The sequence below is a fragment of the Kosakonia sp. AG348 genome, from assembly GCF_003337365.1.
In the GTDB taxonomy this organism is placed as follows: domain Bacteria; phylum Pseudomonadota; class Gammaproteobacteria; order Enterobacterales; family Enterobacteriaceae; genus Kosakonia.
In genome coordinates this window covers 724,000-738,565 of record NZ_QPJR01000001.1, presented here as the reverse complement: position 1 = coordinate 738,565, position 14,566 = coordinate 724,000, and the positions used below count along the sequence as shown (strand labels likewise).

Sequence of the window (14,566 nt, the reverse complement as noted above, 5' to 3'; positions counted from 1 at the left end):
CTGTTATATAAATAAAAAAGCCCGAAGCGTGAAGCCCCGGGCTTGGTGAAAGGAGAGCGATTTACTTAGAAAGATTGCCAGTTATCACGGCTCTCACCTGTTGATGAGGACGCCAGCGCGAGCTGCGGCGACTGGCGTAACGTGCTTCTGCCTGGCTGCGCGCTACGGCGGTTCTCTTTCAGGCCAGAATCAAACATGGCGATGGTTTTATTCAGGCGCTCGGCCTCTTTTTCCAGCGAGACGGCGTTAGCTTTCGCTTCCTGCACCAGCACGGCGTTTTGCTGTGTTACGCCGTCCATTTCGGTCATTGCCTGGCCAATCTGGTCGATACCACGGCTTTGTTCATCGGAGGCGACGGAAATCTCCGTCATCAGTTTATTCACATGTTCAATGGAGTTGATAATCACCGACATGGCACCACCGGCTTCCTGAACCTGTTCGGCTCCGGTTTTTACGCGGGAGACGGATTCATGAATCAGCGTTTCGATCTCTTTTGCCGCCTGCGCACTGCGGCTTGCCAGCGCACGTACTTCACTGGCTACCACGGCAAATCCACGACCTTGCTCCCCGGCGCGAGCCGCTTCAACCGCCGCGTTCAGCGCCAGCAAGTTGGTCTGGAACGAAATGCTGTTGATCACGTTGGTAATATCAGCAATTTTCTGCGAGCTTTCGGAAATCCCGTGCATGGTTTTCACCACGGTCGCGGTGATCTCGCCGCCTTTTTGCGCGGTCTGCTGAGCGTTTTCCGTCAGTTTACGGGCTTCGCGCACGTTCTCCGCGTTGTTACGCACGGTGGAAGTGAGTTCTTCCATGCTGGCGGCGGTCTGTTGCAGCGCGGCGGCTTGCTGATCGGTACGCCCGGAAAGCTCTTCGTTGCCTTCTCTGATCTCATTGGTACTGCGGTAAATGCTGGTCGAACTCTCCTGGATAGTTTCCACCGTGGTTCTCAGGTTTTCCTGCATGGTGCGGATGAAAGGAATCAACTGGCCCGCACAGTTACGACCAAATTCGTGCAATTCGTGATTCAGTTTACCGGCGGCCATGGTTTCCATATGTGTCTGAATCGCACGAATCGGTTTGACCAGGAAATTCACCAGGTAGCGGTCGGTGAGAAACAGCGTGAAGATACCGGCTATTAAGGCGGCAGCGAGCACGTATTTATTAAAAATCACCTTGGCTTGTGTTTGATCCAGTAAATCGTTGGACTGAATCGATTGTGTGTATTTTTCCGCGGTTGCGCCAAACTGCACGCTCAGCGGAGGATAGGTTTTACGAAATAAGTCGCGAAAAGTATCCGTTTGCTTATTTTTGGCTGCATTCAGCATTGGCACAATGCCGTTATTAAGCAGGGCGTCCCAGTCGCGGATCATGGCGGCAACGGTTTCACTATCAACACCTGGGTGCTGGCTGGCGCGAAACTTTGCCAGCATATCCTGGGTAATGGCCAGTGCTTTTTCAGCGGAGGCGAATGTTTTATTCGCATTTTCGTCGTCGCCGGTTTGCTGGTAATCCATGGCGCGCAGCATGCGGGTCACGGTGCGGAAATATTGATCGTTTCCTTTCACCAACAAGGCGTAGACATTTTTTTGCCCGGCGTTTTGCGTCAGTAATTGGTCAATAGTAGAAAAATTGTGAAATGTCAGGACGGTTGCCAGTCCCCAAATAATGCTGAAAAGCGATAAAATGATGATCAGCATTTTGCGGATAGTTATGTCGCGAAGTATTTTCATGTTGTTTCCCCGGTAATAAAAATTACCCTCAGGTTGGCATTGGCCCAGCTCTCTGGCTATTTCACCCTCCATGACATTTTGACCAGAACGCGATTGGCGTTAATAAAACGGTCTTTTAACTTTTTGAAAAGATGTTCTATTTTGTGAATGTTGATTTCAATCAACTTAAATATAATTAATCAGAGTGCAGAATATTATTCCTGGACTTCGATCACATAAACTATCTGAATTCATAACAGGCGTCTATTATTTTTCAGCAATTACTTGAAAAGGTTATTTCTATCGGCTACCAATATTTGATTTGAATTAAGTCTTATTAAATTCAATTTGATGATTATTTCTTAGTGACCGGATAATAAGGTCGCTATCTTATTTAATCTGCGGAAAATAAAATTGCGTGCTAATAATACGCAAGAGAAATGCCGGATTGTTATATCCGGGATTGCGGAGATTAATACATTTTTTGTTCGACCTTATCGCTGATAAGGCGTCGTGAATGCCGCCAGAATAGCATGCGAAGGGAAAAATACGGCGCAAGAAAACCTCCCACGGGCGCACCGTGAGAGGTGAAGGGATCACTTTTTACCGTTAGGTTTCAACTGCTCACCCGGTTTGAGCATGAACAACTCATCATCACGCGTGGAGTAGCGCACGGTGCCATCGGCCAGCAGATATGCGCCTTCGGTAAAGCCCGCGCCGTTAATGAATGGCGCAACCGCATCGGGTTTGCCGCGCATGGCCGCTTCCAGCGCCAGCAGTGCATAAGGCGCAATATTGTCGACATTGGCATAGATATATTGCGGATCATCGATGAAAAAGTTATTCAGCCGTTTCGTTGCCAGAATATTGTCCGCCACTTTATCAGCCAGCGTCAGGTATCCTTTGTCGCCAGTAGATTGCCAGAGATCGATCAGCGCAAAAATGGCATATGGCTCGCTGTTTTTGGTGTTCAGATCCAGCTTGCTGTTTTTACCGCCCGGATCACCGATATCACCCAGCCCCTGGCCTTTGGCAATGCCGCGCGCCACTTTCCACATCTCTGCGTCCGGTGCCAGTGTCCAGGCGCGGGCATAAGAGAGCAGGAATTCATTCCCCGCCGGGTAAGGCTTCAACACGGTGCCTTTCTTGCCGTAGTAACCATCGCGCGGCAGCGTGTAGTTCGACAAGTCGGTGCCGTTTGCCAGCATCGGGCGGAAGGTGTTGGTTTTCTCATCATAGGCGTAATGCGCAAAGGCTTTCAGGCCATCCAGCGTCCACTTTTTGATGTCGTTGCCATCCGCGCCCAGTGATTTTGCCAGCGCTAACTGCATCAGGGCGTTTTCGGAGTAGAGCGTGCTGGTGCGGCCTTTGAGCATCATATTGCCTTCCAGCGCGTCGGGGCCAAATTCCGGACCAAACTGGCGCTGTGCGCGATCGCCATACTTTGAGTTGGTATCGGTGTCGTCGGTAGTTTCGGCGCGTTTCAGCGCTTGCGTAAACTGATAAACACCCAGCCCGGTTTTTTTATCGCGTGGCAACACATACTGCTCCGCCAGTCGCTTCGCCCAGGTGAGCGCGCCTTTCTCGCCATCGTGTTGATACAACAGCGAAGCTGAATAAATTAAGTCATTGCCGGCGTTAAGAAAGCTCAGACCTTTGGTGGCGAAGAACGGCGGTTGCTGTTCAAAATGGCTGGCCCACAGTTTGCCCATCTCTTTGCCGTATTCGCCGTGGCGGCTGGTTTCGAGGATTTTCCAGTCGTACACATGTGCGTTCCAGAACGCGCGGATAAAGCGGGCGGTTGCCGGTTTATCCACGGCAAACATCAGGTCGTAGTATGGGTAGGCATTTTTCAGTTCATGGACCATCTCTTTTTCGCTTGGCCCTTGTGGTTCAAGCGTTTTCAGATCGATAAAGCGGTGCCCGCCCCATAGCAGCAGCCCGCTTTTGTCCTGGTAGTGCTGGAAGTAGTAACGGACATTATCTTCCGCCCGCTTTTTATATTTCGCGTCACCCGTCAGGTTACTCAGGCCAACCAGCACGCGCATCAGATTCTGCTGTGCGGAGAAGTTGGAAAGTACCGCCGTTTTTCCATCCGGAAAGACCCACTCCATCTGCTTACCGGTGCGTGGATCAACGCCATCCGCCAGCAGCGGCACATTGCTGTGATATTTGTCACCGGCTTTATCGATGACCGTATCGGCAAACGCTTTTACACTGCTTAACCGCGCGCTCTCCTGCGCAAATGCCGTGCAGGAGAAGGTACCGAGAAGACCGACCGCCAGTGCTATTTTTGACAGTTTCATTATTCGCCTCGTAGATAAAATAAGGATTTCTGCCGAAACCCTTATTTATGTTTGCTACCCTGCAATTACTTATTAGAAATTATATTTCACACCGACACGATAACGGGTCTGACGCTCATCGGTATATTTGCTGCCGGAAACGTTGCCCACGGCAATATACGGAGACCAGTTTTTATCAAGTTTGTATGTCAGTTTGAGATCGTGCGTCCAGTCGTAGTTTTCATTATCTGCAATCAGTACGCCGGCGGACGTGGCATGTTTGTAATCCAGCTCGTAATCGAGTTGGTAATCACCGAAAATTTTCCATGACACCGCAGCCGTCAGGTTATAGCCGTTTTCGCTGGTATCTTTTGCCGTACCGATGTTGTTGGAGTTACGTTTGAAGTACGGGCGGTAACGCAGCGTTGCGCCAACGTCATTGCTGAAGTTCACTTTGCCGCGCAGGTACGGGCGATAACTGTTCGACGTGGAGCTACTGTCGAGTGAGAAACCCGGCTCAATCTGGAAGGTGGGGTTAATTTTATAGACGTAGCTGGCCACCACTTCGGTACCATTACTTACCGTCTCGTGATACGCCTTATCTTTATTTTGTGAACCTTTCCATTTGCCTTCCAGCGATAAACCAAAACCGTTAGCAAAACGGTGCGACATTAATAAACGATCTTTGTGATTATTACCGCCGCTATCATTTAATTCGTGGCGATAATCAAATGTTACCGCCTGGGCGGCAATACTCATAAAAGGTACAGTAACTAATAACAAAGTGCGCAACATAATATCCCCTATTATTTATAGTCAAAAGGTACAAGATGTTCTCTGCGAAAAATGCAGATGGTTTTAATTCAAAGAGGAATGGTTTATTCGCTCTCAGTGCAAATTGATATAATTAGCAAGCATAATAATTATGCCAAATATAGTTTCGGTGCAGTTATTGCTGATAACAACAGCAACGCTCACGTTACTTTTAAAGTGGCGTGTGGTGCCGGGTGCCTCCCGGTGAATTGAGTGCCGATCGCCTCAATCCGTCCATAAAAATGAAACTTTATTGAGAATAACCTCATATCAGCATGACCCCTCCGCTTAGGGGGATTCACCACACAAAATACGGTTTTGTCTGCATCAAGATATCTTTATCCTATCAAGTGGAACGGACTTTTACACATTTTGAAATGATGTTTTGAGACTGAGATCGAACATTTAAAAGTAGAATTAAAATTGTTATTTTGCTGATTATAAAGATAATCTTAATTTATTAAAATTCTTTAAAATCAATAAATTAATCAAAAAATATACGAGAGTGCATGTATGTAACTTTGTAAGGTTTACCCGCCAAATAAATAGCGCAGTAAATTTATTCCTGGAATAAAAGGCGAACATTTGACACAAAATGCAATACACTGAGCACATCAGGGAGAGTATGGAAAGGAAAATCAGGGTGATTTATGTTGTCGCAAACTAAACAAACATTAAACGAGCCAGAATCACGCTTGATCTGACTGAACACATCCCGCACATTCAGGAAAAAAGACCATGCCTCCGTTAGCGGAGAGGAAAATAATAAAACATTACCCTCTGGAGTACCTACATGACTATCTACGGGAAGGATCGCCTTTTCATTTATGGTATTGAGAAAATACTCAGACAACTTAACCGGGAAAAGGGCAGCCGTTTTTGCAGTGGTGCGCCTGCTATATATGTCACCACGGGAATGGACATTGTGGAAATGTACTCGCTGTTTTTCACCCGCCCCCCCGCGCACTACTCTATTTTTATCTCCTCAGAACGCCATTTTGACTCGCTGTCGCTACTTTTCCCTGGTCTTGTGAAACTCTGTCTGGCCGAAAGGTTACGCGTTGAAGAGCTGCGTCAGGCGCTGGAAGTGATGAGTTTGTTATCGGCACAGAATCAGCAGCCGGGTTACAACCACGGCACATTTAAATTCACCAGCGCCGAACAGCAAATTATGCGCCTGCTGCTGCGTGGACATTCGGTGGAGGATATCGCCCGCATTCGCGGTGTCAGCCCGACCACCGTCAGCGTGCAGCGCAACGGGTTAATGAAGCGCACCGGCACCAAAAGTTTGCAGGCGCTTTGTTCGCTCTACACCGCAATGCGCGCATAAAAAAAGCGCCTGGCCGGCGCTTAACAACACAACCTGGTGTGGGCAAACAGCCTCAGCATGTGGCCAGTAAAAAGTCGCTGACGGTCTTCATGCACAACGGCCGCTCTTCGACGTGGGGCATGTGGCTTGAGGATTCAAAAATCACCCACTGCGCCCCGGTAATATGGTCTTTGAAGGGTTGCACCACGTCCGGCGTGGCTTCGTCGTAGCGCCCGGAAATCAACAAAGTCGGCACGCGCACTTGCTTTAACCGGTCGATAATCGTCCAGTTTTTCATGCTGCCAATAACGTGGAATTCGGTGGGACCATTCATCGCGTGGTAAACGGTGGGATCAGCCTCCATGGCGTCAAAGGTGCGTTGCACCTCCGCAGGCCATGGGTCGAGCCGACACACATGACGTTGATAAAATACCTGGCTTGCCGCTTTATACTCTGCGCTATCCACCGTGCCCGCCGCCTCGTGGGTCAACAACGTGTCCTGCACATCCGGCGGTAATTGCGCGCGCAGCTTCGCCGCGCCTTCCAGCCACAGCGCCATCGAGGCCGGTGAGTTGGCGATCACCATCGCTTTCAGCCCCTGTGGCTGCGTCACCGCATGTTCTGCCGCCAGCATGCCGCCCCAGGACTGGCCGAGCAGCGCGTAGTTATCGGCAATTTCCAGCGCCTGCAGCAGATGATTGAGCTCATCAAGAAAAAGGCCGGGTTGCCAGAAATCGGGGCTTTTATCCGGCAGATGGGTTGAACGACCATTACCTACTTGATCGTAGTGGATCACCGCACGCCCGGTTTCAGCGATATCTTTGAACGCATCAACGTAATCGTGGGTACAGCCGGGGCCGCCGTGGGCCACCACCAGCGGCGTCTGCCCGTTTTGCAGATCGCCGCAGATGCGAAACCAGGTCTGATACTCCCGGAAGGGAACGTAGCCTTCGCGAATGGTATACATAGTTGACGTCTACCCTGTTAAGTGAACTGGCTTTCAGGGTAGAACGCCGAAGGCGGCGCTGAACACTAGCAAAATTGCTAGTTATTAGCTGTCGAGCAGACGGTAGTGCAACGCCCGCACCACCGCCTGTACGCGGTTGGTCGCGCCAAGTTTTTTCGCCGCCGTATTCAGATGCAACGTCACAGTTGCCACCGAGCGGTGCAGCTTGCGGGCTATCTCTTTCGCCGTTAATCCTTCGGCTGACCACGCCAGGCACTCGCGCTCGCGGTTGCTTAATTTGACATGGCGGCACGTGAGCATCGAGGCGTCAAACAGCGGAAAGGCAGATTCCTGAAAACGGTGGGCGATAAAGGTTAATTGCGCCAGCGTGTCGCTGATATCGCGCGCTTGCTGCTGGCTGGCGACAATGCCGGTCAGGGTAACAAACCCGCCGTGCGGCAAATGCAACGGCACCGTGGCACCGCAGGGCATATTGTGGTCGCGCATGTAATGCGTCACTTCCTGGGCGTTATCATCCAGCCTGCCATGCAGCGCCCCGCTGTCCGGGCGTTGATAGGACCAGACAAACGGCGCGCAGCTCTCCAGCGCGAAGTGCTGCACCGGGTCGACCTGGTAGTAACCGCGCTCGCACCACAAGCGGCGCATATCCTCCGGCACATTACGCATCTCCAGCAGCGATGGCGTGATAAGCGCCCCTTCCAGCGAGCGCGGAACCGGCGTGTAGTCATAAATCACCGCGTCAAAACCCAGCGCCTGCGTCTGGGTAAATAGCCCGGCAAACGCCTCCTCAAGCCTGCTGCCATTAGCAGCAGCAGGGTTTTCAATGTTTATTCGCATCATTCCCCCTCATGGTTGACGGTGCCACGCCACGGGCACGCTTTGTGCAGACTTCTCCCGTAGCGTGAGGAAGGTATGCAATTCCGGTGCCGTCACGCGGGAGAAGCAAAACTAGTATTTTTGCTAACTACCCAGCCTCCATGGATGCCGCTAGCGTAAAGAAAACGCCCGACAAACAAGGCCGGGCGCGGATAACCAGGGGAGTGGCGCACCATCGCGAGGCGTTTTTTTAACCTTACGACCCCGCATGCACCACAGGAGAATGCTGATGCACCGTTACCGTTTTCTGTTATTCCGACCATTGCAGCTACTGCCGGTGTTGTTGGGAATAAGCATCATCACGTTTGCGATGGTGCGCGCTATCCCCGGCGATCCGGCGCGCATCCTGCTTGGCGTGCGCAGCACGCCAGCGGCACTGGCGCGTATTCGTGCGCAGTTCGGGCTGGATGAACCCCTGTGGGTACAGTATGGCTACTTTCTGCGCAATCTGGTGCAGGGCGAACTGGGAAAATCGATCGTCTACCGCATCGATACCCTAAAACTGATTAACTCCCGCCTTGAGCCCACCTTGTGGCTGGTGCTTGGCAGCGTACTGCTGGCAGTTATTTTTACGGTGCCGTTGGCAGCGCTGGCGGCGCGTCAGCGTGGGCGCATCGCCGACCAGCTTATTCGCCTGTTCACCACCGCCGGTCTCGGTTTCCCCGCCTTCTGGCTGGGCATCATGATGATCATTGTTTTTAGCGTGGTGCTGGGCTGGTTCCCGGTTTCCGGTTACGGCAGCGATTTTGCCGACCAGTTGCACCATATGGTGCTGCCGTGTCTGACCGTCGCGCTGGCGTTGTCGGCGGTGTTGATCCGCAACCTGCGCGCCAGCCTGCTGATGGAGATGAGCAGCGATTACGTGATGGCCGCCAGAGCGCGCGGGCAGCGGGAAAACCGCATCTTCTGGCGGCATGTGTTACCCAACTCACTGGTGCCGACGCTAAACCTGCTGGCGGTGAATATCGGCTGGCTGATTGGCAGCACGGTGGTGATTGAGAGCGTGTTCGCCATTCCGGGACTGGGGCAACTGCTGGTAAAAGCGATTTTCAGCCGTGACTACATGGTGGTGCAGGGCGTGGTGATGGTATTTGCCCTTGCCACGGTCGCCGTCAACTTGCTGGCCGACATACTGACGGTAGCACTGGATCCGAGGGTGAAACTATGAGTGCTATCAGCGTACTGACCGTGTTACGTCGACGCGCTATTCCACAGCAGCATGCCCTGGGCGTTGGGCTGTTGATTGTTGGCTTGTGGCTGTGCGTCGCGTTATTCGCCCCGTGGCTGGCACCGTTTGATCCGATAACCCAGGATGCGACCGCCAGCTTGCTGCCGCCAGGGAGCGCACATCTTTTTGGCACGGATAACTTTGGCCGCGACATCTTCTCCCGCGTGCTGTGGGGCGCGCGGGTGGATCTGCAAATCTGTCTGCTGGGCGTTATCTTTCCATTTCTGCTCGGCACCACGCTCGGCGCGCTGTCAGGCTACCTGGGTGGCGCGGTGGATGCGCTGATCATGCGCATTATCGATATCGTGCTGGCGTTCCCGTTTCTGGTGTTGATGCTGGCGATTATCGCCATTCTCGGGCCGGGTCTTGGCAGTTTTTACATCGCGATGGCGATGGTTGGCTGGGTCTCTTACGCCCGGCTGGTGCGGGCGCAGGTATTAACCCTCAAGCAGCGTGATTTTGTGCTGGCGGCGCGTAGCCTCGGCTATGGTCATGCCCGCATTCTGTTTCGCCACTTGCTGCCTAACGCCATGACCGGCGCGCTGGTGTTTTCCATGTCGGATTGCGTGCTGGTGCTGTTAAACGGCGCGGCGGTGAGCTACCTCGGTCTTGGCGTACAACCGCCGACGGCCGAGTGGGGCGTGATGGTGGCAGAAGGGCAGAGTTTTATCACTACTGCCTGGTGGATAACCACCTTTCCGGGGCTGGCGATTGTTCTGCTGGCAATGGGCTTCAGCCTGCTGGCGGATGGTCTTGGCGACAAACTGGGAGCGCGCGTATGAGTTTGCTAAACGTCTCGCAACTGACCATTTCCCGGGGGGATGATGGCGCGCTGGTGGATAAGGTCTCTTTCCGGCTGCAGGCCGGGGAAATGCTGGGGCTGGTGGGCGAGAGCGGTTCCGGAAAAACCGTGACCTGCCGGGCGCTAATGCGACTGCTGCCGGGGCAGGGATTGACGATTAGCGGTGGCGAAGTGTGGTTTGGCGGGCGCGATCTGTTGTCGCTTAGCGAAGCGCAGATGTCGGCGGTGCGCGGACGGGAAATTGGCATGATTTTCCAGAACCCGGCCAGCCACTTAAACCCGGTAATGACCATTGGCGAGCAGATTGCCGAAAGCCGCCGCCTGCATTTCGGTGTTAACCGTCGGCAGGCAAAAGAGGATGCCAAAGAGCTGCTGCGCCAGGTGGGCATTCCCGATCCGCAAAACCGCATTAACAACTATCCGCACGAATTTTCCGGCGGTATGCGCCAGCGTGCGATGATTGCCGTGGCGCTGGCACCGGAACCGTCGCTGCTGATTGCCGATGAGCCGACCACCGCGCTGGATGTCACCGTGCAGATGCAGATCCTGCGTTTGCTCAGCACCCTGCGCGAGCAGTTAGGCCTGGCGGTGGTGATGATCACCCACGATCTTGGCGTGGTGGCGCAAACCTGCGATCGCATTGCGGTGATGTACGGCGGGCGTTTATGCGAAGTGGGCGGCAAACGCGAAGTGCTGGCGCAGCCGCTGCACCCGTACACGCGCGGGTTAATTGATTGCCAGCCCTCCAGCGAAGGCGGGCAGGGACGGCTGGTCACCATCAATGGACAACCGCCGCTGGCAGGGAGCTTCCCGACCGGCTGCCGCTTTCACCCGCGTTGCCCGCAGGCGAGCAGCGCATGTCAGCAGCAGCCTTCGTTACTGTTCGGGCGCGACAGCCTGACGCACGCAGCGGCGTGCCATCACGCCTTACAGCCACTGACTCAGCGGGAGGGATAATGTCGACACCGGCAAACTGGCCTTTGCTGGAAGCGGATAACGTCTCAGTCACGTTTCCGGTTTCCGGCGGGTTGCTCAGCAAAAAACGCGTGGTCCACGCGGTAAACCAGGTGACGCTCAAAATCCACGCGGGTGAAACGCTGGGATTAGTGGGCGAATCCGGCAGCGGCAAAAGCACGCTGGGGCGGGCGCTGTTGCAGCTAGAAAAGATCAATGATGGTGAAGTGCGTTTCGACGGCCACCGCGTCACTCACGGTCTGAAAAGCGACATCGCGCGGCTGCGTCTGCAAACGGCGATGATTTTTCAGGATCCGTTCGCCTCGCTTAACCCGCGGCAGACAATAGGCGAAAGCATCAGCGAAGTGCTGCGCGTCTACCAGAAAGTGCCGCGCGACCGGATTAGCGCACGGGTTGAAGAACTGCTGACGTTGGTCGGCTTGCGCCCGGAGCACGCCGCAGCCAAACCCGGCCAACTGAGCGGCGGGCAGTGCCAGCGGGCGGGGATTGCGCGGGCGCTGGCGATCGAACCCCGGTTGATCGTCGCCGACGAGTGCGTGGCGGCGCTGGATGTCTCCATTCAGGGGCAGATCGTCAATTTGCTGATGGATCTGCGTGAAAAAATGGGGCTGGCGATCCTGTTTATTGCCCACGATCTGGCGATTGTGCGCCGCCTGTGCGATCGGGTGGCGGTGATGTACCTCGGGCGGATCGTCGAAGAAGGCCCCGCAGAAGCCGTCTTTACCCATCCGCGCCACCCTTATACCGCTGCGCTGATCTCCGCCATCCCGGAAATCGATCCGGATAAACCGTTGCCGCAGGAGACGCTTACGGGCGAGCCGCCGAGCCCGGTTGCCATTCCACAAGGTTGCGCGTTTCATCCGCGCTGCCCTTACGCGCAGGTGCAGTGCCGCACTGGCGCATTACCCCCGACCCGGCAGATTGCCGATCACGCCTGGATCTGTGTGCTGACGCACGCAGGCGAGAAGAGTGTTTTTCCTTTGACTGAGGGATCCTTTGATGAAGCACAAGCAAGTTAAGTTATTGGCAGCCAGCGTTTTTCTGGCGCTCAGTGTGGTCAGTGAAATGGCGCAGGCGGCTGGCGTTCTGACGATTGGTCGTCGGGAAGACAGCACCACGTTTGATCCGATCAAATCGGCGCAGAACGCGGATAACTGGGTCTTTTCCAACGTTTTTGATCCGCTGGTGCGCGTCGATAAAACCGGCACCAAACTGGAACCGGGCGTGGCGGAAAGCTGGACAATTTCCCCGGATGGCAAGGTCTATACCTTTAAAATCCGCGATACCAAATTCTCTGATGGCACGCCGGTAAGCGCCAGCGATGCGGCCTTCAGCCTGCTGCGCATTCGTAGTGATGAAGGATCGCTCTGGCGCGACTCGTACAGCATTATTGATAAAGCCGAAGCGCCGGATGCGCGCACGCTGGTGGTGACGCTGAAATCGCCCTCTGCGCCGTTCCTGTCACAGCTGGCGCTGCCAAACGCGTCGGTGATCTCCGAGAAAGCGCTGAAAGCCGAAGGCGAAGAAACCTTCGCGGAAAAACCGGTCGGTTCCGGCGCGTTCAGCGTAAAAGAGTGGGTGCGCGGCGAAAAAATCGTGCTGGTGAAGAACCCGAACTACTGGCAGGCGAAGAATGTCAGCCTTGATGAAGTGGACTGGCTGACTATCCCGGATGACAACACGCGTATGTTGAAAGTGCAGGCCGGCGAACTGGATGCCGCCCTGACGGTGCCGTTCTCGCGCATCGCTTCCCTGCAAAAAGATAGCAATCTGAAAGTGGAGCTGGATCCGTCAACCCGCGAAGATCATCTGCTTATCAACCATTCGCACGGCGCGCTTGGCAAAGTGGAGGTGCGCCAGGCGCTGGACTTTGCCATCGATAAAGACGCGATTGTCAAAACCGTGACCTTTGGTTACGGCCAGGTGGCGAACTCCTATATTCCGGCCGGTGCGCTCTATCACTACAACGACAATTTGCGTCGCCCCTACGATCCAGAAAAAGCGAAACAGATGCTGAAAGCGGCGGGCGCGGGCGATCTGACGCTGAATTATGTGGTTAACGCCGGGGATGAGGTGGATGAGCAAATCGCCATTTTACTGCAACAGCAGCTGGCGAAAGCGGGCGTGAAGGTGAACTTGCAGAAAGTTGACCCCAGCCAGAGCTGGGACATGCTGGTGGCCGGTGAGTACGATATTTCGGTGATGTACTGGACCAACGACATTCTCGACCCGGATCAGAAAACCACCTTTGTGCTCGGCCATGACACGAACATGAACTACATGACGCGTTATAAGAACGACAAAGTGAAAGCGCTGGTGGCGGCGGCACGTGTCGAAATGGATGCGAAAAAACGTGAACAGATGTATATCGAGCTGCAAAAAATGGCGAAAGCTGATGTGAACTGGATCGATCTCTACTACAGCCCCTATCGCAATGTGACGCGGAAGAATATTGAAGGTTTCTACCAAAATCCGCTGGGACGTTTCTTCCTTGAAGATACGGTGAAAAAATAGAACAGGCTGCCGGGTGCGCATTGCGTCACCCGGCGTACGCTTAAAACATCACCGTATGCAAGACGGTGCGCACCAGTATCCCGACAATCGCGCCCGGCAGCGCAAAGCGGAACAGACGCACAAAGCGGCTGGCGATGCCGAGAAAAATGCCGATACCGGGCAAGTCCAGCGTCTGCACCAGAAAACCCGCCGAGGCGTTGATTTGCTCAGCCGTTAACTGCCCGTGCTGCACCATTTCGGACGCCACGCCAAAATACGCCGTCCCGCCCGCCAGGCATTTGGTTAACGCCAGCAACACATACACCGTCGAAATATGGAAAAACGACAGCAGCGGCGTGAGCAGCGTGGTTAAGGCTTCCACTACGCCCGCGGCTTTCAGTAACCCCACCACCGTTAACGACAGCAGCAGCATCGGTAGTGAACCCAGCGACAAGCGGATGGCATCTGCCCCTGCGCCGTTAATCACCGCAATCAAACCCGCGCGCGGTTTATCCTGGTGCAATTCGCCCTCTTCGTCGCGCAGGCTGGCAGCGGAGAGTTTTCGTCCCGACACATAATAGGTCAGCGTGGAGGCGGCAAGCCCGCCGATAAGTGAAATCACAATCGCCATCCCCCAGTGCAGGCCGAACGGCGTTAGCGGGTAAAAGACGTTTGCCTGACCCATGGCGAACAACATGGCCAGCGTGGCGGCGAGATGGCGGTCGGAGGTGCCTCTTCTTTCCATAATCGCCAGGGCGGCGAGAGGCGCGGCGAAACTGACAAAGTTAAGCTGGATAAGGGCGAAAATCCCCATTCCGCTGATACCAAAAGGTTTCAGAACGGGGGAGGTAAGGCGCACGATGCCATCTAAAACCCCTTTCTCCTCCAGGTATTTCATCATGATGAGCATCACCACCATGATGGGCAGCAAGGTATACAGCGCAACATCTACGGAAACCTTGCCCGCCGACATGATGATTTCAATGATATTCATTACTGACTCCGGTGAATGTTTTCACCGCTATAGTACACCCGGCAACGGTTTGGCCGCCGCTTTCACCCCATTGTATTTACTTATTTTCTTTGCAGAGTCGCCAGTTTTACCCGAG

12 protein-coding genes are annotated in these 14,566 nt (G+C 54.1%); 6 read left to right on the top strand and 6 right to left on the bottom strand.

All coding sequences use genetic code 11. The features are described 5' to 3' along the window. Positions 1–65: 65 nt before the first annotated feature. The 3 genes from DFO56_RS03690 to DFO56_RS03680 form a co-directional block, all read right to left on the bottom strand. Positions 66–1,730, bottom strand: a complete 1,665-nt coding sequence (locus DFO56_RS03690; protein ID WP_020456883.1) for a methyl-accepting chemotaxis protein — start codon at positions 1,728–1,730, stop codon at positions 66–68. A 575-nt stretch (positions 1,731–2,305) separates the two neighbouring features. Further along, positions 2,306–4,015 carry a pectate lyase gene (locus tag DFO56_RS03685; RefSeq protein WP_045508737.1) on the bottom strand — a complete coding sequence of 570 codons (1,710 nt, stop codon included), beginning with the start codon at positions 4,013–4,015 and terminating at the stop codon, positions 2,306–2,308. Between the two features lie 72 nt (positions 4,016–4,087). Continuing rightward, entirely contained in the window at positions 4,088–4,789 is a 702-nt protein-coding gene (locus DFO56_RS03680) for an oligogalacturonate-specific porin KdgM family protein (RefSeq protein ID WP_044489587.1), read from the bottom strand. 811 nt (positions 4,790–5,600) lie between these two features. Between DFO56_RS03680 and DFO56_RS03675 the strand changes: the two genes are divergently transcribed. Beyond that, complete coding sequence (locus DFO56_RS03675; RefSeq protein ID WP_020456886.1) at positions 5,601–6,137, top strand: helix-turn-helix transcriptional regulator; 537 nt, start codon at positions 5,601–5,603, stop codon at positions 6,135–6,137. Positions 6,138–6,189: 52 nt separating this feature from the next. Here the strand turns inward: DFO56_RS03675 and DFO56_RS03670 are convergent, their stop codons facing one another. Further along, on the bottom strand, positions 6,190–7,083 hold the full coding sequence (locus DFO56_RS03670) for a proline iminopeptidase-family hydrolase (protein ID WP_045508741.1): 894 nt from the start codon (positions 7,081–7,083) through the stop codon (positions 6,190–6,192). Between the two features lie 84 nt (positions 7,084–7,167). Beyond that, positions 7,168–7,923 (bottom strand): LuxR family transcriptional regulator, encoded by a 756-nt coding sequence (locus DFO56_RS03665; RefSeq protein WP_020456888.1) that lies wholly within the window; start codon positions 7,921–7,923, stop codon positions 7,168–7,170. 265 nt (positions 7,924–8,188) lie between these two features. Between DFO56_RS03665 and DFO56_RS03660 the strand changes: the two genes are divergently transcribed. Genes DFO56_RS03660 through DFO56_RS03640 form a run of 5 tightly spaced genes read left to right on the top strand, consistent with a single transcriptional unit; the run spans position 8,189 to position 13,478 of the window. Further along, on the top strand, positions 8,189–9,127 hold the full coding sequence (locus DFO56_RS03660; RefSeq protein ID WP_045508744.1) for an ABC transporter permease: 939 nt from the start codon (positions 8,189–8,191) through the stop codon (positions 9,125–9,127). Further along, the gene (locus DFO56_RS03655; protein WP_020456890.1) at positions 9,124–9,969 is read left to right on the top strand and encodes an ABC transporter permease; all 846 of its coding nucleotides are present in this window, start codon (positions 9,124–9,126) and stop codon (positions 9,967–9,969) included. Before DFO56_RS03660 ends, DFO56_RS03655 begins: the two co-directional genes overlap by 4 nt. Then, on the top strand, positions 9,966–10,946 hold the full coding sequence (locus DFO56_RS03650; RefSeq protein WP_045508747.1) for an ABC transporter ATP-binding protein: 981 nt from the start codon (positions 9,966–9,968) through the stop codon (positions 10,944–10,946). The genes DFO56_RS03655 and DFO56_RS03650 overlap by 4 nt, the downstream gene beginning before the upstream one ends. Next, positions 10,946–11,983: an ABC transporter ATP-binding protein gene (locus DFO56_RS03645; protein WP_045508750.1), complete on the top strand. Its 1,038-nt coding sequence runs from the start codon at positions 10,946–10,948 to the stop codon at positions 11,981–11,983. The genes DFO56_RS03650 and DFO56_RS03645 overlap by 1 nt, the downstream gene beginning before the upstream one ends. Further along, a complete protein-coding gene (locus DFO56_RS03640; protein ID WP_020456893.1) occupies positions 11,964–13,478 on the top strand; it encodes an ABC transporter substrate-binding protein in 1,515 nt (504 codons plus the stop codon). Before DFO56_RS03645 ends, DFO56_RS03640 begins: the two co-directional genes overlap by 20 nt. Positions 13,479–13,518: 40 nt before the next feature. Here DFO56_RS03640 and DFO56_RS03635 read toward each other — a convergent pair whose 3' ends face one another. After that, on the bottom strand, positions 13,519–14,451 hold the full coding sequence (locus tag DFO56_RS03635; RefSeq protein ID WP_020456894.1) for a nucleoside recognition domain-containing protein: 933 nt from the start codon (positions 14,449–14,451) through the stop codon (positions 13,519–13,521). Between the last annotated feature and the right edge of the window lie 115 nt (positions 14,452–14,566).

Bases quoted from the DNA above. Each gene is read 5' to 3' on its own strand.
- DFO56_RS03665 (WP_020456888.1), bottom strand. From the start codon at position 7,923: ATGATGCGAATAAACATTGAAAACCCTGCTGCTGCTAATGGCAGCAGG.
- DFO56_RS03660 (WP_045508744.1), top strand. From the start codon at position 8,189: ATGCACCGTTACCGTTTTCTGTTATTCCGACCATTGCAGCTACTGCCG.
- DFO56_RS03680 (WP_044489587.1), bottom strand. From the start codon at position 4,789: ATGTTGCGCACTTTGTTATTAGTTACTGTACCTTTTATGAGTATTGCC.
- DFO56_RS03635 (WP_020456894.1), bottom strand. From the start codon at position 14,451: ATGAATATCATTGAAATCATCATGTCGGCGGGCAAGGTTTCCGTAGAT.
- DFO56_RS03675 (WP_020456886.1), top strand. From the start codon at position 5,601: ATGACTATCTACGGGAAGGATCGCCTTTTCATTTATGGTATTGAGAAA.
- DFO56_RS03645 (WP_045508750.1), top strand. From the start codon at position 10,946: ATGTCGACACCGGCAAACTGGCCTTTGCTGGAAGCGGATAACGTCTCA.
- DFO56_RS03655 (WP_020456890.1), top strand. From the start codon at position 9,124: ATGAGTGCTATCAGCGTACTGACCGTGTTACGTCGACGCGCTATTCCA.
- DFO56_RS03685 (WP_045508737.1), bottom strand. From the start codon at position 4,015: ATGAAACTGTCAAAAATAGCACTGGCGGTCGGTCTTCTCGGTACCTTC.
- DFO56_RS03650 (WP_045508747.1), top strand. From the start codon at position 9,966: ATGAGTTTGCTAAACGTCTCGCAACTGACCATTTCCCGGGGGGATGAT.
- DFO56_RS03670 (WP_045508741.1), bottom strand. From the start codon at position 7,083: ATGTATACCATTCGCGAAGGCTACGTTCCCTTCCGGGAGTATCAGACC.
- DFO56_RS03640 (WP_020456893.1), top strand. From the start codon at position 11,964: ATGAAGCACAAGCAAGTTAAGTTATTGGCAGCCAGCGTTTTTCTGGCG.
- DFO56_RS03690 (WP_020456883.1), bottom strand. From the start codon at position 1,730: ATGAAAATACTTCGCGACATAACTATCCGCAAAATGCTGATCATCATT.